Consider the following 22,155-nt stretch of genomic DNA (forward strand, 5'->3'; position numbering starts at 1 on the left):
TACAACTTGGACAGGCATCATGCCCGGTCCTTAGCCTGAGCGCGTCGCTCCCCGCCCCCGACCCTGGAGTTCAGAGCAGATGACGAGATTCACCCACGACGAGCTGAAGTCCGTGCTCGGGGCCGGGCTCCTGTCCTTCCCGGTGACGCACATGACCGGCGGGCTCGACTTCGACGAGCCCGCCTACCGCGAGCACATCGGCTGGCTCGGCGGGTACCCGGCCGCGGGCCTGTTCGCCGCGGGCGGCACCGGCGAGTTCTTCTCCCTCACCCCCGCCGAGGTCGGACGGGTCGTGCGCGCGGCCGTCGCCGAGGCCCCCGAGGGCACCCCGATCATCGCGCCCGCCGGGTACGGCACCGCGCTGGCCCGCGAGCTGGCCGCCGACGCCGAGCAGGCCGGCGCGGACGCGGTCCTGCTGCTGCCGCCCTACCTCACCGAGGCGGGCCAGGAGGGCCTGGCCGCGCACGTCCGCGCGGTGTGCGCGGCCACCTCCCTCGGCGTGATCGTCTACCACCGGGCCAACGCCCAGCTCACCGTGGAGACCGTCGCGCGGCTCGCCGAGGACTGCCCCAACCTGATCGGCTTCAAGGACGGCGTCGGCGACATCGAGCTGATGTCCAAGCTGTACGCCACCCTCGGCGACTCGCTGCTGTACGTCGGCGGGCTCCCCACCGCCGAGACGTTCGCGCTGCCCTACCTCGAACTGGGCGTGACCACCTACTCCTCGGCGATGTTCAACTTCGTCCCGGACTTCGCGCTCGCCTTCTACGACGCCGTGCAGGCGCGGGACCGGGCGGAGGTCTACGGCAGGCTCGCCGACTTCGTGCTCCCCTACCTCGACATCCGCAACCGGTGCGCCGGGTACGCGGTGTCCATCGTCAAGGCGGGGATGCACGCCATCGGCCGTCCCGCCGGACCGGTCCGGCCGCCGCTCACCGACCTCACCGAGGGCGAGCTGGCCGACCTCGCCGCCCTGATCGAGAAGGCCGCCCGATGAGCGCCGCCGAGCTGTACGCGCACGACCCGCGCACCGGCGAGCGGCTCGAACCCGCCCATCCCATCGCCACCCCGGACGACATCGAGCGCGCCCTCGCCCTGGCCTGGGAGGCGTTCGGCACCTACCGCCAGACGAGCCTGAAGGCCCGCGCCGCGTTCCTGGACACCGCCGCCGACCGCATCGACGCCCTCGGCGACACCCTCACCGACCTCGTCATGGCCGAGACCGGGCTCCCCCGCGCCCGCGCCGAGAGCGAACGCGCCCGCACCACCGGGCAGCTGCGGCTGTTCGCCTCCGTCGTCCGCGACGGCGACTGGCTCGGCGCCCGCGTCGACCCCGCCCTCCCCGACCGCACCCCGCTGCCGCGCCCCGACCTGCGGCAGCGCCGCGTCCCGCTGGGCCCGGTCGCGGTGTTCGCGGCCAGCAACTTCCCGCTCGCCTTCTCCGTCGCGGGCGGCGACACCGCCTCCGCGCTCGCCGCCGGCGCCCCCGTCGTGGTCAAGGCCCACTCGGCGCACCCCGGGACGAGCGAGCTGGTCGGCCGCGCCGTCCGCGAGGCCGTCCAGGAGCACGGGCTGCCCGAGGGGACCTTCTCGGTCCTCCTCGGCCACGGCCACGACCTCGGCACCCGGCTGGTCACCGACCCGCGCATCCGGGCCGTCGGCTTCACCGGCTCGCGCGGCGGCGGGCTGTCGCTGGTCGCCGCGGCCGCCGCCCGGCCCGTGCCGATCCCGGTGTACGCGGAGATGTCCAGCGTGAACCCGGTGTTCGTGCTGCCCGGAGCGCTCCGCGACTCCGGCGCCGACCTCGGCGGGGCCTTCGTCGCCTCCCTCACCACCGGCGCCGGGCAGCTGTGCACCAGCCCCGGCCTCGTCTTCGCCCTGGACGGCGACGGCTTCGAGGCGTTCGCGGACGCCGCCCTCGCCGCCGTGGCCGCCGCCCCCGCCGCGCCGATGCTCACCGACGGGATCCGCGCCGCCTTCGACGGCGGCACCGAGCGCCTGGCCGCCACCCAGGGCGTCAGGACGCTCGCGCGCGGCCTCGCCGGCGCCGACATCGCCGTCGCGTGCCGCGCCGGGCTGTACCTCACCGACGACGAGACCTTCCTCGCCGAACCGTCCCTCCAGGACGAGATCTTCGGCGCCGCGTCCCTGATCGTGCGGGTCCGCGACACCGAACGGCTCAAGGCGATCATCGCGTCCCTCGAAGGCCAGCTCACCGCCACCCTCCACCTCACCCCCGAGGACCACGCCCTCGCCGCCGAACTGCTCCCCGAACTGGAACTGCTCGCGGGCCGCGTGCTCGTCAACGGCTGGCCCACCGGCGTCGAGGTCGGCCACGCGGTCGTGCACGGCGGCCCCTACCCCGCCACCTCCGCGCCCGCCACCACCTCGGTCGGCACCCGCGCGATCGAGCGCTTCCTCCGCCCGGTCGCCTACCAGAACGTCCCCGACGCCCTGCTGCCCGAGGAACTGCGCGAGGACAACCCGCTCGGCGTCCCGCGCCGCGTCGACGGCCGAAGGGACTGACATGGACATGCCCCGGTGGGGGGACGACCCCCCACACCCCCCGGCAAGAGCGCACGGCCGCCCTCCGGGCACTCGCGCGGCCGTGCCCACGGTCACCGGGCTGCGCGTCGTGCCGGTCGCCGGGCGCGACAGCATGCTGCTCAACCTCAGCGGCGCGCACGCCCCCTTCTTCACCCGCAACATCGTCCTGCTGACCGACTCCGACGGCCGCACCGGCGTGGGCGAGGTCCCGGGCGGGGAGGCGATCACCCGCACCCTGGAGGAGTCCCGCGACCTGGTCGTGGGCCGCCCGGTCGCCGCGTACAACGCCGTCCTGGAGACCGTGCGGCGGCGCTTCGCCCACCGCGACGCGGGCGGGCGCGGCGCCCAGACCTTCGACCTGCGCACCACCGTCCACGCCGTCACCGCCTTCGAGTCGGCGCTGCTCGACCTGCTCGGGCAGTACCTGGAGGTGCCGGTCGCCGACCTGCTCGGGGGCGGGCGGCGGCGCGACCGCGTCCCGGTGCTCGGCTACCTCTTCTTCATCGGCGACCGGACCCGCACCGGCCTGGACTACCGCGCCGGTGAGAAGGACGACGACTGGTTCCGGCTGCGGAACGAGGAGGCGGTCACCCCCGAGGCGATCGTCGCGCTCGCCGAGGCCGCCCAGGCCCGGTACGGCTTCGCCGACTTCAAGCTGAAGGGCGGCGTCCTGCCCGGCCCGGAGGAGGCCGCCGCCGTCACCGCCCTCGCCGAGCGCTTCCCCCGCGCCCGCGTCACCCTGGACCCCAACGGCGCCTGGTCGCTCGCCCAGGCGGTCGAGCTGGCCCGCGACGGCGGGCTCCGGGACGTCCTCGCCTACGCCGAGGACCCGTGCGGCGCCGAGAACGGCTACTCCGGCCGCGAGGTCATGGCCGAGTTCCGCCGCGCGACCGGCCTGCGCACCGCCACCAACATGATCGCGACGGACTGGCGGGAGCTGGGCCACGCGATCAAGGCGGGCGCGGTCGACGTCCCGCTCGCCGACCCGCACTTCTGGACGATGGACGGCTCGGTCCGCGTCGCCCAGCTCTGCGACGCCTGGGGCCTGACCTGGGGCTCGCACTCCAACAACCACTTCGACGTGTCGCTGGCCATGTTCACCCACGTCGCCGCCGCCGCGCCCGGCGAGATCACGGCGGTCGACACGCACTGGATCTGGCAGGACGGCCAGCGGCTCACCACCGCCCCGTTCGAGATCGCCGACGGCCACCTGACCGTCCCCGACCGCCCCGGCCTGGGCGTGGAGATCGACCCCGACAGGCTGGACGAGGCCCACCGCCTGTACCTTGCCGAGGGTCTCGGCGCCCGAGACGACGCCGCCGCCATGCAATACCTACTCCCCGGCTGGACCTTCGATCCGAAGCGTCCAGCTCTGGATCGGAGCTGACCTTGAACAGTGATCGTGTGTTGCAGGTGGGGCCGCTCCTGCCGTCGCTTGAGCGGAATCTGCGGGAGCGGTACGACGCCGTGCTCCTCGACGGGCAGGACGACGGCTTCCTCGACCGGCACGGGGCGGAGTTCGCGGCCGTGGTGACCACGGCGCGGGTCGGGGTGGACCGGGCGCTGATGGACCGGCTGCCCGGGCTGCGAGTGATCGTGAACTTCGGGGTCGGGTACGACACGACCGATGTCGTGGCGGCGGCCGAGCGGGGGATCGCCGTCAGCAACACGCCCGACGTGCTCACCGACTGCGTGGCCGACACCGCCGTGGGCGGGCTGATCGACGTGATGCGGCGGTTCTCGGCGGCCGACCGGTTCGTGCGGCGGGGCGACTGGACGCGCGGCCCGTTCCCGCTGGCCGCGAAGGTGAGCGGGAAGCGGATCGGGATCCTCGGCCTGGGCCGGATCGGGCGGGCCATCGCGCACCGCCTGCAGGGCTTCGACACCGAGATCTCCTACCACTCGCGGCGCCCGGTGGAGGGCGTGTCCTACGCCTACGCGGAGTCGCCGGAGAAGCTGGCCGCCTGGAGCGACGCGCTGATCGTGGCCACGTCGGGCGGCGCGGGGACGCGCGGGCTGGTGTCGGCGGAGGTCCTGGAGGCGCTCGGCCCGGACGGCTACCTGGTGAACATCGCCCGCGGCAGCGTCGTGGACGAGCCCGCCCTGGTGGCGGCGCTGACCGGGGGACGGCTCGCGGGCGCGGCGCTGGACGTGTTCGCGGACGAGCCGAACGTGCCGCCCGCCCTGCTGGACCTCGACTCGGTCGTCCTGCTGCCGCACATCGCCTCCGCCACGCACGAGACGCGCGAGGCGATGGGCGATCTGGCGCTGCTCAACCTGCGCCGCTTCCTGGAGGAGGGCAGGCTGGTCACCCCGGTCCCGGCTCCATCACCTCAGGGCCGCCGTTCCAGTTGAGGATGCGCAGGGCGAGGTCGGCGTAGGCGCGGGCGATCTGCTCGGGCTTGCGGCGCGTCTGCACCGGGTACCAGCGGGCGACGTCGATGGTCAGGGACATGATGGCCAGCACCCCGGTGGGGACGGCCGCCGAGTCGAACCGGCCGGTGCGGACGCCGTCGTCCACGGCCCGGCGCAGCACGTCCTCGACGCGGCGGCGCAGTTCGATCATCTCGCGGCGGTGGCCGGGCGCCAGGGACGCGTGCTCGTACTGGATGATCCGGGCGATGGTGGAGTGCTCGGCGTGCCAGCGGACCAGCCCGGTGACGATGGCGTGGACGCGTTCCACGGGGTCGTGCGAGGCCGCGGACGCCTCCTCGACCAGGTCCAGGGTCAGCTCGTGCCCGGCCAGGCTGATCTGGTAGAGCAGGTCCTCCTTGGTGGGGAAGTGCATGTACATCGCGGCGGGGCTGAGGCCGGCGCGGGCGGCGACGGCTCGGGTGGAGGTGCCGTGGAAGCCGTGCTCGCCGATCACCTCGATCGCGGCGTGCAGCAGCCGCCGGGCGCTTTCGGGACGGTCCGACCAGACCTCCCCGGCACGGCCGGTCAAAGGACGGTGAAGCCGCCGTCGACCGGGATGACCGCTCCGGTGACGTAGGCGCCGGCGCGGCTGGACAGGTAGACGGCGATCCCGGCCATGTCGTCGGGGCGGCCGATGCGGCGCAGCGGGGCGGTGGCCGCGATCGTCTCGCCGAACGCGTCCAGCGTGGCGGCCATCATCTTGGACTCGAAGGGGCCGGGCGCGACCGCGTTCACCGTGATCGCCCGCGGGCCGAGCTCCTTGGCCAGGACGCGGGTGAGCTGGTGCAGCCCGGCCTTGCTGGAGGTGTAGGAGTAGCGCTCGCCGGGGGTGTTGATGCCGTCGATCGACCCGATGTTGATGACGCGGGCGGGGTCGTCGGGGTCGGCGGCCTTGAGCAGTTGCGGCAGCAGCGCCCTGGTCAGGAAGAACGGGGCCTTGAGGTTGAGGTCGACGACCTTGTCCCAGGCGTGGGCGGGGAACTCCTCCAGCGGGGCGCCCCAGGTGGCTCCGGCGTTGTTCACGAGGATGTGCAGCGCGTCCTCGCGTGCCGCGATCTGCTCGGCGAGGCCGGTGCAGCCCTCCTCGGTGCCGACGTTGGCGGGCAGCGGGACGGCCTCGCCGTACTCGGCGAGCTCCTCGGCCGCCCGCTCGCACGCGTCGGCCTTGCGGGAGCTGACGTAGACCCGGGCGGCGCCGGCCTGCAGCAGGCCCCGGGCGATCATCAGGCCGATGCCGCGCGTGCCGCCGGTGACCAAGGCGGTCTTGCCGGTGAGGCTGAACAGGTCCGTCATCGTGGGCCTCCCCGGCCATTAAGCGTCCGCTTAGCGAGCGCGCTCAACCTAGGCGGGGCCGGCGGACCATGTCAACGGGCCGTTTCGGGAAATCCCGGCGTCATTCCACCGCGGGCGCGTGCCCTGAGCGCTGCGCGGCGACGGTGTAGTGCGGGTCGCGGGCGCTGGCCCGTCCCGCCTCGAAGACGCCGAAGCGGGTGCAGGCGGAGCCGGCGAGCAGCGCCCCTCCGGCGAGGGCCGCGCCGAGCCGGGACCGTCCCGCGGCGAATGCCGCTCCGGCGGTGCCCGCCACGGTGAGGGCCTGCGCCGCGCGCATCAGCGCGCCGCCCCTGCCTTTGCGGTACGGCTCGGCCAGCAACCCCAGCCGCCGGCGCATCCGGTGCCCGGCCGCCAGTTCCAGCACCGCCCCGAACACCGCGGACGCCCGCGCCGGGGCGTTCTCGTGCACCGGGGCCGCGAGCAGGCCCAGCCCGGAGGCGGCGATCGTCCCCGACCCGACGAACATGAACGGCATCTCGCGGTGCGCCTCGTGCCAGGCCGGCACGGCCGTGTTCGCGATCAGCACGGAGGTGTAGGACGCCACCCCGGCGCCCGACAGCCCCGCCCATATGGTGGCGGCGCGGCCGATCCGGGGGACCGTCCCGGTTCCCGTAGCGGAGCGCCAGCGGAGCGGAGGGAGCCGGGACGGTTTGCCTTTCCGGGGGGTGTGGGGGGTCGTCCCCCCACGAAGAAGCAGCCCGGTCACGTCGGTGACGGCGGCGACCCCCGTGGCGGGACCGTAGGCGATCAGGATCCAGGAGCCCATGCTCATCGGCGAGGTCGGCTTGACGACCCGCAGCATGTTGAGGAACCGCGCCGGGCGGCCGAGGTCGTGGATCAGCGCGGCCGTGGACAGCGAGATCGCCGCCAGCGCCCCGATCTTCCCGGCCCTGGCCAGCGCCGGGCGGCCGGTCAGCTCCGCCCCGGCGGCCAGCGCCGAGGAGCCCCCCGCCAGCCCGCCGAAGAACAGGTACCCGGCGATGTCGACGGCGGCCCAGGGCGGCTCCTTGATGATCGGCCTGCCGTAGTACGAGCCGAACTCGGCCTCCGGCACGACGGTCCGCTCCCCCTTCCGGCGGCGCCGCGGGCCGGGACGCTCGTACCCGCCGCGCTCCCCGGGCACGGCCTCCCGGCCGGGACGCCGCCCCCGCTCGCCCTCGCGCGTGACCTCGGCCTCGCTCATCCCCGCCTCCTCGTGATGAGGTTCGCCGCCGCGATACCGCCCAGGAAGGTCAGGGCCGCGACGCCCGCGTGCCGCCACATCGACCCCAGGTCCCGGGTGGTGACGACGGGGTCGGGCGGCAGCCCGTACACCTCGGGTTCGTCCAGGAGCAGGAAGAAGGCGCCGTCGCCTCCGACGCCGTCGCCGGGGTCGTGGCCGTAGAGGCGGGCGTCCTCGACCCCGGCCTCGTGCAGGTGCTCCACCCTCGCGGAGGCGCGTTCACGCAGCTCGTCCAGAGGGCCGTACTGGATGGAATCGGTGGGGCACGCCTTGGCGCACGCGGGTTCCATGCCGTCGGAGATGCGGTCGTAGCACAGCGTGCACTTCCACACCCGGCCGTCGTCCTCGCGCTGGTCGATGACGCCGTACGGGCAGGCGGGCACGCAGTAGCCGCAGCCGTTGCAGATGTCCTCCTGGACGACCACCGTCCCGTACTCGGTGCGGAAGAGGGAGCCGGTGGGGCACACGTCCAGGCAGGCCGCGTGCGTGCAGTGCTTGCACACGTCCGAGGCCATCAGCCAGCGGAACTCGCCCCGGTCCTCCCCGTCCAGGGTCGCGGGGCCGTCCACCGGGGCGCGGGCGGCCGCCTCCGCGGTCAGGCCGAGCAGGTCCACGTCGCTGTAGTCGCCGTGCTCCACCCCCGGGTCCTGGAAGCCCAGCGGCTTGCGCTGCTCGATGAACGCCACGTGCCGCCAGGTGTCCGCGCTGAGCCCCCGAGTGTTGTCGTAGGACATCCCCGTGAACGTGAGGCCGTCCTCGGGGATGGCGTTCCACTCCTTACAGGCGACCTCGCACGCCTTGCAGCCGATGCACACCGAGGTGTCGGTGAAGAACCCCATGCGGGGCGGATGGTCCCGGTGACCCGCCTCGCCCGCGACATCGGCCAGCGGCCCCGCCAACCTGCCCATCGTCACACCCCCATGCCCGTGTCCGCGGTGATCCCCGCCCTGCGCTGGTAGTCGAGCACCAGTTCCGGTAGCGCCGGCCCCCGGGGACGGCGCCCGGGACGGATGTCGGCCGACAGCGCCTTGACCTCCTGGATGTGCACGTTCGGGTCGAGCGCGATCGAGGCCAGCTCGTTGGCGGCGTCGCCCTTGCTGTAGCCGTTGGGCCCCCAGTGGAAGGGCAGCCCGATCTGGTGGACGGTACGGCCCTGCACCCGCAGCGGCGCGATCCTGTCCGTCACCAGCACCCGCGCCTCGATGGCGTTGCGGGCGGTCACGATCGTCGCCCAGCCCCCGTGCGTCAGGTCCCGCTCGGCCGCCAGCTCCGGCGACACCTCGCAGAAGAACTCCGGCTGCAGCTCGGCCAGGTAGGGCGTCCAGCGGCTCATCCCGCCCGCGGTGAAGTGCTCGGTGAGCCGGTAGGTCGTGACGACGTAGGGGAACACCTCCGCGCCGGGCTCGGAACCGCTCGGGTGGAGCCGGTTGTGCGGGTCGGGGAGGAGCTGCCGGACGGGGTTGCGCTGCTGCCCGTACAGCGGGTTGTCGAACGGCGAGTCCTGCGGCTCGTAGTGCGTCGGGAGCGGGCCGTCCACGAGCCCGGCGGGGGCGAACAGCCACCCCTTGCCGTCGGCCTGCAGGATGAACGGGTCGTCGCCGGCCAGCGCGGCCGGGCCCACGGCGTCCTCGTCGGGACGGAACGAGGGCTCCTTGTCGAGCGGGAAGTCGGGCACGTCGTGCCCGGTCCACCGGCGCTGCTCCGCGTCCCACCAGACGAGCGCCTTGCGTTCGCTCCACGGCACGCCGTCGGGGTCGGCGGAGGCGCGGTTGTAGATGATGTGCCGGTTGGCCGGCCACGTCCAGGCCCACTCGGCGGCGATCCAGTCCTGTTCCTGGCCCGGCCTGCGGCGCGCGGCCTGGTTCACCCCGTCGGCGTACACGCCGCAGTAGATCCAGCAGCCGCAGGAGGTGGACCCGTCGTCCTTCAGCTGCCTGTAGGTCGACAGGTGCGCGCCGTCGGCGTCGTACCCGTTGATCTCGGCGAGGACCGCGGACGCGGACGGCTCGTCGTGCGGCCCCTCCACCGGGTAGTCCCAGGTGAGGTCCAGCACCGGCCGGTCGCGCTCCTGCGTGGACCCGTCGAGCTTCTCCCGGATGATGCGGCCCAGGTGGTACATGAACCACAGGTCGCTGCGGGCGTCGCCGTCCGGCTGCACGGCGGTGTGGTGCCACTGGAGCGTCCGGTTGGTGTTGGTGAAGGTGCCCTCCTTCTCGGTGTGCGCGGCGGCCGGGAAGAAGAAGACCTCGGTCGCGTTGTCCTCGGTGCGGAGTTCCCCGGTCTCCACCTCCGGGCCGTCCTTCCACCAGGTGGCGCTCTCGATCAGGGAGAAGTCCCGCACCACCAGCCACTCCAGGTTGGCCATGCCGAGCCGCTGCACCTTGGCGTTGGCCGAGCCCACGGCCGGGTTCTCCCCCATGAGGAAGTAGCCCTTGCACGCGCCCTCCATCATGGCGAGGGCCGTTTCGTAGGTGCTGTGGGTGCCGGTCAGGCGCGGCAGGTAGCCGAAGCAGTAGTCGTTGTCCACGGTGGCGTTCTCGCCCCACCAGGCCTTCAGGAGGCTGACCGTGTACGCGCGCATGTTGCCCCAGTAGCCCTTGCGCGCCGAGTCCGCCCTGACGAAGTCGTCCAGGGTCTCGTGGTGGTGGGCGTGCGGCATGGGGATGTAGCCGGGGAGCAGGTCGAACAGGGTGGGGATGTCGCTGGACCCCTGGATGCTCGCGTGCCCCCGCAGCGCCTGGATGCCCCCGCCGGGGCGGCCGATGTTGCCGAGCAGCAGCTGCAGGATGCTGGCCGTGCGGATGTACTGCGAGCCCATGGTGTGCTGCGTCCAGCCCACCGCGTAGGCGAAGGAGCTCGTACGGTCGCGCCCCGAGTTGCGGACCAGCGCGTCGCACACCTTGGCGAACAGCTCGGGCGGGACGCCGCACACGCGCTCGACCATCTCCGGCGTGTAGCGGGAGTAGTGCCGCTTCAGCACCTGGAACACGCACCGGGGGTGGGTGAGGGTCTCGTCCGTGCGCGGCTTGCCCTTGCCCAGCGCGGCGCCTCCGGCGCCATGGCTCTCGCCGCGTCCGGCCTCGCGTATGGCGGGGCCCCATCCGATGCGGCGCTCGTAATCGTCGTCGCGTTCCCCGGCGGCGGCCACCACGTCCAGGCCCTCGTACCGCCAGGTGTCGAAGTCGTAGTGCCGCGTCTCCGCGTTCAGGCCGGAGAAGAGGCCGTCCAGGTCCTCGGTGTCGCGGAAGTCCTCCCGCAGGATCGTCGAGGCGTTGGTGTAGGCGAGCACGTACTCGCGGAAGTACGACTCCGTGCTCAGCACGTGGTTGACGATGCCGCCCAGGAAGGCGATGTCCGAGCCCGCCCGCAGCGGCACGTAGATGTCGCTGACCGCGCTCGTCCGGGTGAACCGGGGATCGACGTGGATGATCGTGGCGCCCCTGGCCTTCGCCTCCATCACCCACTGGAACCCCACCGGATGCGCCTCGGCGTAGTTCGACCCCTGGATGACGATGCAGTCCGAGTGCTGGAGGTCCTGCATGAACGTCGTCGCCCCGCCGCGTCCGAACGACGTCCCCAGACCGGCGACCGTGGAGCTGTGGCAGACCCGCGCCTGGTTCTCCACCTGCACCACGCCCAGCGCGGTGAGGAGCTTCTTGATGAGGTAGTTCTCCTCGTTGTCCAGGGTCGCCCCGCCGAGGCTGGCGATGCCCAGGGTCCGCCTGACGCGGTTGTCCTCGACCTCCCATTCCCAGGTCCGCGCACGGGTCTCCAGAACGCGGTCGGCGACCATCTCCATGGCGGTGCCGAGGTCCAGGCGCTCCCAGTCCTTCGCGTAGGGGCGCCTGTAGAGGACCTCATGCTCGCGGGAGGAGCCGGTGGTCAACTGGAGGCTCGCCGATCCCTTGGGGCACAGCCGTCCCCTGCTGATGGGCGAGTCGGGGTCGCCCTCGATCTGGACGACCTTCTCGTCCTTGACGTACACCTGCTGGCCGCAGCCCACGGCGCAGTACGGGCAGACCGACTTGACCACGCGGTCGGCCGTGGCGGTCCTGGGCTCCAGGCCCGCCGTCCGCGCCGACTCGGCGGCGGCCCCGCGGCCCAGCCGGTCGGCGCCGGTCAGCTGCCGGTAGACGGGCCAGCCTTCGATCCACGTCCGCACACCCACAGCAGCCTCCCCACAGGACCCGATCCGGACGGTGATCGGGCCACTACCCGCCGCGCGGGCTTCAAACATGCGCGGCGGGACGAAGGGGGATAAACAGGGAGGAAGAGGGCGGGTCAGTAGTCGAACCAGGCCGACATCTTCGCGCCGAACATCATGTCGCCCTCAAGCTTGATCTTCCCGCTGGTGAAGGCGGTGACGGCGTTCAGCCGCCCGGCGCACACCCGCAGCAGGTCCGGCGCGGCGATCTTGAGGGAGAGCGCGGCGCCCGACAGCGCGCCGCGCTCGCCCCGCGCCCGCCCGCCGGAGATCACCACGTGGTAGGTGTAGACGCCGGTCGGGGTCCGCACGCCCCACTGGACGGCGCCCGCGGCGTCCCCCGCCCGCTCGGGGACGAACCGCTCGCCCATGATCTGGAAGACCCGGTCGAGGATCTCCGGCGCCCCGGCGGCGGCCACGACCTCCTCGATCCGGGCGTCGTCGTCCATGCCGGGCGCGTCCAGCAGCGCCCGCAGCCGCTCGGGGCCGTCGATGCGGTCGATGAACCTCCGGACGGCCTCGGCGTCGTCGAGGTCGGGCAGGGCGGTCTCGTTCACTGGCTGTCCCTCGGTGTCGCAGGCGAACAGGAAACGGAAAGACCTGATCGACTGTCGCCCACGACACCGGGCGGCCGTAACGGGCGGGAATCAAGAAGTCCGGCGCTGCTTTAGCAGTCGCCCACAGAACCGCCCGCTAGGTGATCATCGGGGTCAGGTAGCGGCGGGCGAACGCGCGGGCGCCCTCGTCGTCCAGCGGAATGTGCCCGGCCGGGGTGAGCAGCAGGGAGTGCGTCAGCCGGACCAGGATCTCGGCGACCACCTCGGGGTCGAAGTGCCGCCCCGCGTCGCCCTGGCGCTGCGCGGCGCGCAGGCGCCGGGACAGGTAGCCGCGGGCGGCGGCCAGCAGCGGCCCGGCCCGGTCCGTCGCGTGCGGGAGCAGCAGCTCGGGCTCCAGCACCATGAGCCGGTTCACCAGCCGCTGCTCGCGGCTGATCCGCAGCGTGGTCACGAACCCCTCGACCAGGCGCTCCTCCAGCGTCGTGAACGCCGCCACCGAGCGGTCGAGCTCGCCGAAGAAGCGCCGGGCCTCGCGCAGCAGCACCCCGGTGACCAGGTCGTTCTTGCCGGGGAAGCGCCGGTAGATGGTGGCGCGGCCGAGGCCGGAGGCGCGGGCGACGTCGTCCATGGTGGTCCGGCGCAGCCCGAAGGTCGCGAACAGCTCCAGCGCCGCGTCCAGGATCCGGTCGGCCTGCGGCCCGGACTCCTCGGGGCCGTCCTGACCGGGCGGGCCGGCCAGCAGCCCGCGCAGCAGGACCTCGACGGGCCGCTCCCCCTCGTCCGGGGCCTGGCCCGGGTCCTGGTCCGGGGCGTCGGGTTCTCGGGTCATGACGTCCCGACCCTAGCGGCCGCGCCGGGCCCTGCGCGTCGCACGGGACGCGATCGGCGACTGGCGGAGGCCGTCGATCATCACGGTGTCGGCCGCCCGCATCGACCGGGCGAACGCGCGGAAGCGCAGGTCGTCTGCGGCCGTCCAGCGCAGCTGGAACCGTTCCCGCAGGACGGGCGGCAGCGCACCCACGCCGACCCTGCGGAGCAGCACGGTCGGCGGCACCGCGATCCCCGACCAGGCGAAGACCGGAAGCGGCCAGCGCGGCGGGGGCGGCAGCGGCTTGCGGTCGAGGTCGATGAGCAGCCGGACGGTGTCGTTGTACTCCAGCCGCTCCTCCACCATCGCGTCGAAGTACTCGCGGAAGGCGTCCGGGCCGGCGGGGAGGTGGCGCTCGGTGATGCCGAGGGCCAGGGCGAGCTCCCGCCACTCGGCGAACAGCGCCCGCTCGCGGTCGGGCGTGAGGGGCCGCCGCCCGAACAGCTCCTGGGTCTGCACCATGCCGTGGAAGAGGGTGGCGTGGACCCACAGGTACGCCTCGGGGTTGAGGGCGTGGTAGCGGCGGCCCTGCGCGTCGACGCCCTTGATGTCCTTGTGGATCTCGCGGAGCCGGGCGGCCTCGCCGCGGCCGCGCTCGTCGCCCCGGTAGCCGAGGAAGTCGAAGGTGGACTCCATGGTGCGGATCAGGCGCCCCCAGCGGTCCTCCAGGAAGCCGGAGTGGTCGGCGACGCCCGCGCCCACCACGGGATGGGCCACCTGGAGGAGCAGCGTGGCGCGGGCGGTGAGCCCGCCGCGCCAGTCGCCCGCGTACCGCCAGGTGAGGGAGCCGGGGCCGGGGATGCTCCCGGCGGCGCGGCGCGGGCCGTCCGCGGGGCCGTCCGCCGGGAGGTCGCGCACGTCGAGGTCGGTCATTCCGGATCACCACCGTGAGACGTTTACACGAATTTCGTATCACCATCTCATGGCGGGACGTACGCGTCCAGGGTCAGAGCGCGGGCAGCAGCCTTGCCGGGGTGATGGGCAGATCCCGCACCCGGACGCCGGTGGCGTGGTGGACGGCGTTGGCGACGGCCGCCGCCGCGCCCACGATGCCGATCTCCCCGATGCCCTTGGACCCCATCGGATTGAGGTGCGGATCGTCCTCCTCGATCCACGCCGCCTCGATGTCGAGCACGTCCGCGCACGCGGCCACGTGGTACTGGGCGAGGTCGCGGTTGACGAAGTCGCCGAACTCGCCGTCCATGACGCTCTCCTCCATCAACGCCATGCCGAGCCCCATCGTCATCCCGCCGATGAACTGCGAGCGCGCCGTCTTCGGGTTGATGATCCGGCCCGCCGCGAAGACGCCCAGCATGCGCCGCACCCGGATCTCGGCCGTGTCGGCGTCCACCTCGACCTCGGCGAACTGCGCGCCGAACGCGTGCCGGGCGTACTTCTCCTGCGCCCGCACCTCCTCGGCCGTGTCCACCGACACCTCGACTCCCTCGGGCGCCGTCAGCACCGCCTCGCACGCCCGGACGACCGCCGTCCCCCACCCGGCGGTGCCGCCCGACCCGCCCGCGACCGTCGCCCTGGGCAGGTCGCTGTCCCCGATCTCCACGGTGACCCGGGACGGCTCCACGCCCAGCGCCTCCGCGGCGATGATCGTCAGCGTGGTGCGGGCGCCGGTGCCGATGTCGGCGGCGGCGATCCGCACCGTGAAGCGGCCGTCCGGGTCGCGCCTCGCCGAGGCCCGGTTGGGGCTGCGGTAGCCGGGATAGGTGGACGCGGCCACGCCCATGCCGACCAGCTTGCGGCCCCGCGGCCCCCGCCGTTCCGTGGGCGCGTGCGGCATCGGCACGCGGTCCGCCCAGCCGAAGCGGGCGGCGCCCTCCCGCAGGCAGGCCACCAGGTTGCGGGAGCTGAACGGCAGGCCGCTGATCGGCTCGGTCTCGGGCTCGTTGCGGATCCGCAGCTCGATCGGGTCGATTCCGGTGGCGTACGCCAACTCGTCCATCGCGCATTCCAGCGCGTACATGCCGGGGGTCTCCCCGGGGGCGCGCATCCACGACGGCGACGGCACGTCCAGGCGGTTGAGGCGGTGCGAGGTGAGCATGTTCGGCGCCCCGTACATCACCCGGGTCGGCGTCGCGGTCTGCTCCGCGAACTCCCGCACGGTCGAGGTCTGCTCGACCACCTCGTGCAGGACCGCGCCCAGGCGGCCCTCCGCGTCGGCCCCCAGCCGCAGCCGCTGGATCGTCGGCGTGCGGTAGCCGGTCGTCGCGAACATCTGCTGCCGCGTGACCGCGTACTTCACCGGACGGCCCGTCACCCGCGCCGCCATCGCGGCCAGGACGACGTTCGGCCGCGGCGTCCCCTTCGACCCGAAACCGCCGCCCACGTGCGGCGACACCACGCGCACCCGGGAGGAATCGAGGTCGAACAGCCGGGCGAGGGTGTCGCGCACCATCGAGGCGCCCTGGTTGGAGTCGTAGACCACCAGGCGGCCGTCGTCGCCCCACAGGGCCAGCGAGGTGTGCGGCTCCATGGGGTTGTTGTGCTGCGCCGGGGTCGTGTACGTCGCGTCCACCTGCACCGCGCACGCCGAGAACGCGCCCAGCGGATCGCCCTGCTCGGTGTCGGCCGGGAACGCCGGGTTCACCTTGTCCGGCTTGTAGAGCGTCGGATGGCCGGTGCTGATCCGCACGTCGTGCGGCTCGGGGTCGTACTCGACGCGCAGGAGGCGCGCGGCCTCCTGCGCCGTCTCCAGGGTCTCGGCCACGACGGCGGCGACGAGCTGCCCGCGGTAGGACACCGCGCGGGACTGGAACAGCGCCAGCTCGCCGTCATCGACCGGCTTGAGCGCGGGCGCGTTCTCGCACGACAGCACGGCCAGGACCCCCGGCAGCCCCAGCGCCTCCCCCGCCGCCACGGACCTCACCCGGCCCTTGCCGACGTTCGCCTGCACGGCGTAGGCGTAGGCCACGCCCTCCACCGGGTACTCGAACGCGTAGCGGGCCCGGCCGGTCAGCTTGTCGTGGGCCTCGATCCGGTCCAGCGCCGTCATGCGCCCTCCCCCTCCCCCTGCGGCTCGGCCAGTTCGGCCAGCGTCCGTGCGATCAGGTTGCGCGCCAGCAGCACCTTGTAGCCGTTGTCGCGCAGCGGCTCGGCGGCCTCCAGCTCGGCCTCGGCGGCGCGGAGGAAGCGCTCCTCGGTCGCGGGCCCGCCGCGCAGCCGCTCCTCGGCCCGCCACGCCCGCCACGGCTTGTGGGCGACGCCGCCCAGCGCGATCCGGCAGTCCCGGACCGAGCCGTCGGCCGCCACGTCCACGGCCGCCGCGATCGACACCAGCGCGAACGCGAACGACGCCCGCTCCCGGACCTTGCGGTACCGCGACGGCATGCCGAGCGGCGGCACCTCCACCTCGGTGATCAGGTCGCCGGGGTCCAGCGTCGTGTCCCGCTGCGGCTCGGAGCCGGGCAGCCGGTAGAGCGACCGGGCGCCCTCGTCCACCAGCGGAAGCTCCCGTTCGCCCACGCGGTCCTTGACGCGGACCCGCGCGTCCAGGGCGGCCAGCGCGACCGCCATGTCGGAGGGGTGCGTCGCCACGCACTCCGGCGAATGCCCCAGGATCGCCAGGTTGTGGTGCTCGCCCTCCCGGGCCGGGCAGCCCGTGCCCGGACGGCGCTTGTTGCACGGCTTGGCGATGTCCTGGAAGTAGGAGCACCGCGTGCGCTGCAGCAGGTTGCCGCCGACCGTGGCCGCGTTGCGGATCTGCCCGGACGCCCCGGCCAGCACGGCCTGCGCGAGCATCGGGAACCGCTCGCGGACGGCGCGGTGGGACGCCAGGTCGCCGTTGCGGACCGCGGCCCCGATGAGCAGCCCGCCGTCACCGGCCGGCCGTTCCCGGACCTGGTCGTACGGCAGGCCCGTCACGTCCACCAGCCGGCCCGGCTCGGCCACGCCCAGCCGCATCAGGTCCACCAGATTGGTGCCGCCGCCCAGGTAGAGGGCGTCGTCACCGTGCAGGGCCACGGCGTCCTCGGCGGTGCCCGCCCGCTCGTACGCGAACGGCCTCATGACGGCACCCCCGCTTCCTCCCGGTCACCGGCGGCTCTGGCGGCGCCGCGGGCCCCGGCCACCTGCCGGATCGCCGCGACGATGTTGACGTACGCGCCGCAGCGGCACAGGTTGCCGCTCATCCGCTCGCGGATCTCGGCGTCGGTCGGCTCCGCGTCGGCCGAAAGATCCCCGGTGACCACGCTGGGCGCGCCCTCGGCGATCTCCTCCAGCATCCCGGTCGCCGAGCACAGCTGGCCGGGCGTGCAGTAGCCGCACTGGAAGGCGTCGCACTCCGCGAACGCCTCCTGCAGTGGCCCGAGCCGGTCGCCCTCGGCGGCCAGGCCCTCGACGGTCACGATCTCGGCGCCGTCGTGCGCCACGGCCAGGGCCAGGCAGCCGTTGACGCGCCGCCCGTCCAGCAGGACGGTGCACGCGCCGCACTGGCCGTGGTCGCATCCCTTCTTGGCGCCGGTCAGGCCGAGCCGTTCGCGCAGCACGTCCAGCAGGGACGAGCGGGTGTCGACGGCGATCCGGTGCTCGCGGCCGTTCACGGTCAAGGTGATCTCGGCGGACACGGGGCGCGCGACCACCGGCCGGGGCGGGCCCGGCTGCTCAGGGCTCTCCATGGACGCGTCCCTACCCGCGATCGACCAGGTAACCCGGGCGCGGGCGGGGTCAGTCGGTGCTGTCGGCGGGGTCAGTCGGTGCTGTCGGCGAGGATCTCGGCGACCTGGCGGGCGGTCTCGGTGGGCAGCGGGGCGGGCAGGCCGCGCCAGCGCCGCGCGGCCACCACCGCGGCGCAGCCGGCACCGCCCGCGTACGCGGCGGCGGCGACGAACGCGGCGGCCTCGGGCGGCAGCTTGCGCTCCAGCAGCAGCACGTTGAACCGGTACGTGGCGGCCGTCGCGAGGACGCCCAGGGTCCCCGCCAGCGCGCCGAACCGGACGGCGGGCACGCGCTGCCGCGCCTTGGACCACATCTCTCGCTGGGCGGCGTCCATCACGGATCGGGCGAGGACCAGCGTTTCCTCGGCTGACTCGGCCATGCCCCGCCCTTTACCCCGGAGAAACGGATGAACACCACCAAGCCCACCCTTGGACCACAAACCACCGACTTCGGTGGCGTGACCGATAATCAGGTGTGAGATGAGTTACAAGTGATTCGAGGGATGTTGTCGGAGAAGGCGGGGTCATGGAGGTATCCGACCAGTTGCTGGACATCCGGACGCGCTTCCCCGAGGGCGCCACGCCCGCCCTGGCCCGGTCGCTGCGCAAGCACGTCCCGGAGATCGTCAAGGAGGCGGTCGCGGAGATCGAGCGCGGGATCCCCGAGTACGCCCGCCCGCACGACGCCCGCTACTCCGAGGTGCTGGCCCACGCCACCGAGCTGTCGATCGGGCATTTCGTCGACCTGATCGCCGAGCCCGGGACCTCCTCCGCCGAGATCATGGAGTTCTTCCGGGAGATCGGGGTCGGCGAGGCCCGGGAGGGCCGCAGCCTCGACCCGCTGCAGGCCGCGCTGCGCACCGGCGCCGGGGTGGCGGTGCGGCGGCTCACCGAGGCGTCCGAGCGCTCCGCCCACCCCGTCACCGCCAGCATGATCGCCCAGGTGGCGCAGGCGGTGCTGTCCTACCTGGACCGGCTGGCCGCGGTGGTCGCCGAGGGCCACGCCGAGGTGGCGGCGCGCGCGGTCGGCGAGCGGCAGAACCGCCGCCGCGCCCTGCTGGAACTGCTGATCGCCGAACCCGCGCCGCGGCTGGCCGACCTCCGCGAACCCGCCCGCCGCGCCGAGTGGCAGCTGCCCCGCACCGTCGCCGCGGTCGCCCTTGGGGAACCGCACCCCGACGCGCACCCGCCCTCGCTGCCCGACGAGATCCTGCCGGGACTGCACCTGGAGCGGCCCTGCCTGGTCGTCCCGGACCCGGCCGGGCCCGGACGTCACCAGCTGCTGCGCTCCGGGCTGCGCGACCGGGCGGGCGCGCTGGGCCCCACGGTCGCGCTGACCGAGCTGGCCAAGTCGCTGCGGTGGGCCCGGCAGGCCCTCGACCTGGCGGCGGCCGGCGTCATCGCCCACGACGGGCTGGTGCTGGCCGAACGGCACATCCCGATCCTGGTGATGATGCAGGACCGGGAGCTGCTGGATCGCGCCGCGTCCCGGCGGCTGGCGCCGCTGATGAAGCTGCGCCCGGCGCAGCGCTACCGGCTCGCCCAGACGCTCCTGGTCTCGCTGGAGTGCGGGTTCAACGCCACGCAGGTGTCCATCCGGCTCCAGGTCCACGCGCAGACGATCCGCTACCGGGTGCGGCAGCTGGAGACCTTCTTCGGCGACGACATCTACGACCCGGCGCAGCGGCTGGAGTTCCACATGCTCCTGCACGCCTGGCTCGCCACGCACCGCGCGGCCGGCAGCGACTGACCGCCGGCTCAGGCCCGGTCGAAACGCTCGATGAACGGGCGCAGGCCGGTGCCCTCGTAGCCGACCGCCCACATCGACCTGGTTCCGGGGATGGGGGCCATGTCGGTGACCTGCGCCTGCACCGTCTGCCCCTGGTACGTCCGGGCCGGGCCGAGGAAGGTCGTCCACGTGGCACCGTCCCAGTGCAGGTAGCCCGCGCGACCGGAGGTCGCCTCGGCCAGGTGGCCCAGCCAGACGCCGCCCTGCCCGTCGGACACCAGCGATCCCGCGTACGGGAAGGGGAGCATCCCGTACCGGGGAACCTGGCCGACCCTCGACCATGCGGTGCCGTCCCAGTGCCACAGCTGTTCGGCGTAGTAGCCCCAAGCGCTCGACCGCGAGATCGGGAGGAGGCTCATCTTCCCCAGGGAGAAGGAGCCGGGGATGTCGTACCGCTGCCATGCCCGGCCGTTCCAGTGCATGGTGTAGGCGATGCCGCCGCTGGTGGGCACCGCGCCGAGCCAGACGTCCCGGGGCGAACGGACCGCGATCGCGAGGAAGATGTCGCCGTCCGCGATCGGTGAGGGCTTGCGCGCCCACGCACCGCGCTCGAAGCGCAGCAGGGCGTTCGCATCCGGCACGGCGTACGGGCCGTTCACGTAGGCCCAGGCCGTACCGCCGGGCTCGGCGGCGACGCCCGGCCATCCCTGGGTCGCCCCCTGGACGGGGAGCGGCGCGGTCCGCCAGCGCGCTCCGTTCCAGTACAGCGAGGCGGGGACCTGGTCGGCCAGGCCCATCCCGACGATCCAGGCCGCCCGCGGGTGCGCCGCGGCCAGGTCCATGTACCAGCTCCACCGCATCGGCGGGACGGGCTCGGTGCGCCAAGCGCGGCCGTCCCAGTGCAGGACGCCGGTGACGTCGACCGGCGCCCAGGAGTGCTGGCCGATGGCGAACGCGGTACGGCGGGTCGGGGCGGACACGGCCCACATGTGCGGGGTGGTGCCGTCGGGGAGGGGCACGTTCGTCCAGGTCCCGGGCGGGGGTGCGGCGCCCGCGGCGGATCCGGCGAAGGTCTCGGCGCCGGCCAGCGCGGCACCGGTGCCCAGCGCCACGCCGAGCGCGCGCCTGCGGGTGAGGGGGGAACGGGGCGTGCTCGGTCGGTCGGCCACGGACGGCTCCTCGGTGCGTTGCGGCAGGCCCCCCGGAACACCAAACCTCGCCAGAATATGCTGGCGAGGTTAGTGGGACGAGGGAGCCGACCACACCCGGCCAGCCGCCGGGCGGGGCCCGCCCCCGGCCGTCAGGAGCCGCCGAAGAGACGGTCGTAGCGGTTGCGGAGCGCGTCGGGCTGGGGCGAGGGGTCGACCGCGGCGCCGTTCGGCAGCGCGGGCTCCAGCGGCGCCCCGGCCCCGCCGGCCGCCGCGACCGGTTCCGCGCTCTGCTCCCCGCCCTGCTCCGCGCCCTGCTCCGCGCCCTGCCGGGCACCACGCTGGGCGCCGCGCCGCGACCACCACCCGGCGGGCAGGGCCTCCACCGGCCGCTCCTCCGCGGCGCGCTCCACCGCGGGCGGCTCGGCGGGCGCCTCCACCGCGGACGGCTCCGCCGCCACCTGCTCCACGGTCACCGACCCGGCCCCCGCCGGCTCGGCGGCGCCGGCCTCGTCGCGCCCGCGCTTGCCGCGCCGCCCCTGGGCGGCCCGCTCCCGGCCGCGCGTGCTGTTCGGGTTCATGAGGGTGACCTGCTTGATCACGCTGAGCGAGATGACCAGCCCGGCGATCGCCGCCACCGGCGGCAGCGCGGCGGTCAGGTGGTCGGCCACGCTCGCGCGCTCGCCGACATGGCCCGCGTTGCACAGCACCGAGACGCTGAGCCCGGTCAGGCTGACCGTCCAGGCCAGCACCCGGACCCGGATCGGCCACAGGTACAGCGCCGACAGCAGCAGGGTGAGCTCCCCGGCCGCGATGAACGCGTCCACCTGGAGCGGCCAGATGTCCGCCCACACCCCGGTCACCCGGTGCTGCTCGGCCCACTTGCGCAGGCCGTTGTACGACTCCGCGAAGGCGGTGACGCTCGCGGCCATGACGATCAGGCCGAGCATCCACAACGCCGGGTACCCCCGGCGAATGTCGTTCACGGGGGTGGAAGCGGGACTCATGTCGGGGATATCCCTTTCTGGAGTTCACTGGACCGGTCCGGTAGGGCGCCGCTCCCCATGCGACATGTTGATCAAGCCGCTACCAGTCAGTAATTCCATAATGTAATGAACTCATCACCATAAATCAGGACTGAGACCCCCATCACGCCACCCGCGCCGGAGCCGTCCCCGGCAGGGCTCCGGGCCAGCGGTCTAGACCATTTTGCGGAAAGGGGCGGGGTATCCGGGAAGATCTACTCCTCCGGAGCGTTGACCGGAGAGCGCATACCACGCGCGCCCATCTTTCTAAGGAGGACGGCGACCACCGTGAGCACCTCTCTCGCCAATCCCCGTCGTACCCAGCTCGCCTCCTGGCCCACGCAGGCCACGGAGCACCCGGAACAGGAGCGGCCCGTCGTACCCGCCGACTCCACCGCGTCCGCGGCCGACGACCAGGGCACGGGACAGTGATGCGGGGGC

General features: G+C 73.6%; 20 protein-coding genes. 6 read left to right on the forward strand and 14 right to left on the reverse strand.

The window, feature by feature from the left end; translation table 11 throughout:
* Window positions 1-79 precede the first annotated feature (79 nt).
* The 4 genes from kdgD to ACZ466_RS13715 all read left to right on the forward strand — a co-directional run bounded on the left by kdgD (window position 80) and on the right by ACZ466_RS13715 (window position 4,902).
* Window positions 80-997 (forward strand): 5-dehydro-4-deoxyglucarate dehydratase, encoded by a 918-nt coding sequence (kdgD, locus tag ACZ466_RS13700; RefSeq protein ID WP_378280820.1) that lies wholly within the window; start codon window positions 80-82, stop codon window positions 995-997.
* Window positions 994-2,526: an aldehyde dehydrogenase (NADP(+)) gene (locus ACZ466_RS13705; protein WP_378280819.1), complete on the forward strand. Its 1,533-nt coding sequence runs from the start codon at window positions 994-996 to the stop codon at window positions 2,524-2,526. Before kdgD ends, ACZ466_RS13705 begins: the two co-directional genes overlap by 4 nt.
* 82 nt (window positions 2,527-2,608) lie before the next feature.
* Window positions 2,609-3,934 carry an enolase C-terminal domain-like protein gene (locus ACZ466_RS13710; RefSeq protein WP_378280818.1) on the forward strand — a complete coding sequence of 442 codons (1,326 nt, stop codon included), beginning with the start codon at window positions 2,609-2,611 and terminating at the stop codon, window positions 3,932-3,934.
* Between the two features lie 2 nt (window positions 3,935-3,936).
* Complete coding sequence (locus ACZ466_RS13715; RefSeq protein ID WP_378280817.1) at window positions 3,937-4,902, forward strand: 2-hydroxyacid dehydrogenase; 966 nt, start codon at window positions 3,937-3,939, stop codon at window positions 4,900-4,902.
* On the opposite strand, the gene ACZ466_RS13720 is transcribed toward ACZ466_RS13715, so the two are convergent.
* From ACZ466_RS13720 to ACZ466_RS13775, 12 genes are all read right to left on the reverse strand, one after another.
* The gene (locus tag ACZ466_RS13720) at window positions 4,856-5,491 is read right to left on the reverse strand and encodes a TetR/AcrR family transcriptional regulator (RefSeq protein ID WP_378280816.1); all 636 of its coding nucleotides are present in this window, start codon (window positions 5,489-5,491) and stop codon (window positions 4,856-4,858) included. The genes ACZ466_RS13715 and ACZ466_RS13720 overlap by 47 nt on opposite strands.
* Entirely contained in the window at window positions 5,488-6,255 is a 768-nt protein-coding gene (locus ACZ466_RS13725) for an SDR family oxidoreductase (RefSeq protein ID WP_378280815.1), read from the reverse strand. The genes ACZ466_RS13720 and ACZ466_RS13725 overlap by 4 nt, the downstream gene beginning before the upstream one ends.
* Before the next feature lie 100 nt (window positions 6,256-6,355).
* On the reverse strand, window positions 6,356-7,477 hold the full coding sequence (nrfD, locus tag ACZ466_RS13730; protein ID WP_378280814.1) for an NrfD/PsrC family molybdoenzyme membrane anchor subunit: 1,122 nt from the start codon (window positions 7,475-7,477) through the stop codon (window positions 6,356-6,358).
* Entirely contained in the window at window positions 7,474-8,355 is an 882-nt protein-coding gene (locus ACZ466_RS13735; RefSeq protein WP_378280856.1) for a 4Fe-4S dicluster domain-containing protein, read from the reverse strand. Before ACZ466_RS13735 ends, nrfD begins: the two co-directional genes overlap by 4 nt.
* A 71-nt stretch (window positions 8,356-8,426) precedes the next feature.
* Entirely contained in the window at window positions 8,427-11,684 is a 3,258-nt protein-coding gene (gene fdh, locus ACZ466_RS13740; RefSeq protein ID WP_378280813.1) for a formate dehydrogenase, read from the reverse strand.
* Window positions 11,685-11,797: 113 nt separating this feature from the next.
* Window positions 11,798-12,277: an SCP2 sterol-binding domain-containing protein gene (locus ACZ466_RS13745; RefSeq protein WP_378280812.1), complete on the reverse strand. Its 480-nt coding sequence runs from the start codon at window positions 12,275-12,277 to the stop codon at window positions 11,798-11,800.
* 136 nt (window positions 12,278-12,413) lie between these two features.
* Window positions 12,414-13,106, reverse strand: coding sequence for a TetR/AcrR family transcriptional regulator (locus ACZ466_RS13750; RefSeq protein ID WP_378280811.1), 693 nt, complete (start codon window positions 13,104-13,106; stop codon window positions 12,414-12,416).
* A gap of 12 nt (window positions 13,107-13,118) precedes the next feature.
* Window positions 13,119-14,018: an oxygenase MpaB family protein gene (locus ACZ466_RS13755; protein ID WP_378280810.1), complete on the reverse strand. Its 900-nt coding sequence runs from the start codon at window positions 14,016-14,018 to the stop codon at window positions 13,119-13,121.
* Window positions 14,019-14,091: 73 nt separating this feature from the next.
* Window positions 14,092-16,152: a xanthine dehydrogenase family protein molybdopterin-binding subunit gene (locus ACZ466_RS13760; protein ID WP_378280809.1), complete on the reverse strand. Its 2,061-nt coding sequence runs from the start codon at window positions 16,150-16,152 to the stop codon at window positions 14,092-14,094.
* Window positions 16,149-17,165, reverse strand: coding sequence for an FAD binding domain-containing protein (locus ACZ466_RS13765; protein ID WP_378280808.1), 1,017 nt, complete (start codon window positions 17,163-17,165; stop codon window positions 16,149-16,151). Before ACZ466_RS13765 ends, ACZ466_RS13760 begins: the two co-directional genes overlap by 4 nt.
* Window positions 17,162-17,773: a 2Fe-2S iron-sulfur cluster-binding protein gene (locus ACZ466_RS13770; RefSeq protein ID WP_378280807.1), complete on the reverse strand. Its 612-nt coding sequence runs from the start codon at window positions 17,771-17,773 to the stop codon at window positions 17,162-17,164. The genes ACZ466_RS13765 and ACZ466_RS13770 overlap by 4 nt, the downstream gene beginning before the upstream one ends.
* A 71-nt stretch (window positions 17,774-17,844) precedes the next feature.
* Window positions 17,845-18,192, reverse strand: a complete 348-nt coding sequence (locus tag ACZ466_RS13775; RefSeq protein ID WP_378280806.1) for a phage holin family protein — start codon at window positions 18,190-18,192, stop codon at window positions 17,845-17,847.
* A gap of 146 nt (window positions 18,193-18,338) precedes the next feature.
* Here ACZ466_RS13775 and ACZ466_RS13780 point away from each other — a divergent pair, with 146 nt between their 5' ends.
* Window positions 18,339-19,562: a PucR family transcriptional regulator gene (locus ACZ466_RS13780; RefSeq protein ID WP_378280805.1), complete on the forward strand. Its 1,224-nt coding sequence runs from the start codon at window positions 18,339-18,341 to the stop codon at window positions 19,560-19,562.
* An 8-nt stretch (window positions 19,563-19,570) separates the two neighbouring features.
* On the opposite strand, the gene ACZ466_RS13785 is transcribed toward ACZ466_RS13780, so the two are convergent.
* Together ACZ466_RS13785 and ACZ466_RS13790 are read right to left on the reverse strand one after the other, a co-directional pair.
* On the reverse strand, window positions 19,571-20,710 hold the full coding sequence (locus ACZ466_RS13785) for a hypothetical protein (protein WP_378280804.1): 1,140 nt from the start codon (window positions 20,708-20,710) through the stop codon (window positions 19,571-19,573).
* A 131-nt stretch (window positions 20,711-20,841) separates the two neighbouring features.
* Window positions 20,842-21,696, reverse strand: coding sequence for a DUF2637 domain-containing protein (locus ACZ466_RS13790; RefSeq protein ID WP_378280803.1), 855 nt, complete (start codon window positions 21,694-21,696; stop codon window positions 20,842-20,844).
* 306 nt (window positions 21,697-22,002) lie between these two features.
* On the opposite strand from ACZ466_RS13790, the gene ACZ466_RS13795 reads away from it, so the two are divergent.
* Window positions 22,003-22,146: a hypothetical protein gene (locus tag ACZ466_RS13795; protein ID WP_378280802.1), complete on the forward strand. Its 144-nt coding sequence runs from the start codon at window positions 22,003-22,005 to the stop codon at window positions 22,144-22,146.
* Window positions 22,147-22,155 lie beyond the last annotated feature (9 nt).

The sequence above is a fragment of the Actinomadura rugatobispora genome, from assembly GCF_055379765.1.

Excerpts from the sequence above, each read along its gene's own strand:
- ACZ466_RS13705 (WP_378280819.1), top strand. The coding sequence starts at position 994 with ATGAGCGCCGCCGAGCTGTACGCGCACGACCCGCGCACCGGCGAGCGG.
- ACZ466_RS13790 (WP_378280803.1), bottom strand. The coding sequence starts at position 21,696 with ATGAGTCCCGCTTCCACCCCCGTGAACGACATTCGCCGGGGGTACCCG.
- ACZ466_RS13725 (WP_378280815.1), bottom strand. The coding sequence starts at position 6,255 with ATGACGGACCTGTTCAGCCTCACCGGCAAGACCGCCTTGGTCACCGGC.
- ACZ466_RS13775 (WP_378280806.1), bottom strand. The coding sequence starts at position 18,192 with ATGGCCGAGTCAGCCGAGGAAACGCTGGTCCTCGCCCGATCCGTGATG.
- kdgD (WP_378280820.1), top strand. The coding sequence starts at position 80 with ATGACGAGATTCACCCACGACGAGCTGAAGTCCGTGCTCGGGGCCGGG.
- ACZ466_RS13735 (WP_378280856.1), bottom strand. The coding sequence starts at position 8,355 with ATGGGGTTCTTCACCGACACCTCGGTGTGCATCGGCTGCAAGGCGTGC.
- ACZ466_RS13755 (WP_378280810.1), bottom strand. The coding sequence starts at position 14,018 with ATGACCGACCTCGACGTGCGCGACCTCCCGGCGGACGGCCCCGCGGAC.
- nrfD (WP_378280814.1), bottom strand. The coding sequence starts at position 7,477 with ATGAGCGAGGCCGAGGTCACGCGCGAGGGCGAGCGGGGGCGGCGTCCC.
- ACZ466_RS13760 (WP_378280809.1), bottom strand. The coding sequence starts at position 16,152 with ATGACGGCGCTGGACCGGATCGAGGCCCACGACAAGCTGACCGGCCGG.
- ACZ466_RS13765 (WP_378280808.1), bottom strand. The coding sequence starts at position 17,165 with ATGAGGCCGTTCGCGTACGAGCGGGCGGGCACCGCCGAGGACGCCGTG.
- ACZ466_RS13750 (WP_378280811.1), bottom strand. The coding sequence starts at position 13,106 with ATGACCCGAGAACCCGACGCCCCGGACCAGGACCCGGGCCAGGCCCCG.
- ACZ466_RS13770 (WP_378280807.1), bottom strand. The coding sequence starts at position 17,773 with ATGGAGAGCCCTGAGCAGCCGGGCCCGCCCCGGCCGGTGGTCGCGCGC.
- ACZ466_RS13780 (WP_378280805.1), top strand. The coding sequence starts at position 18,339 with ATGGAGGTATCCGACCAGTTGCTGGACATCCGGACGCGCTTCCCCGAG.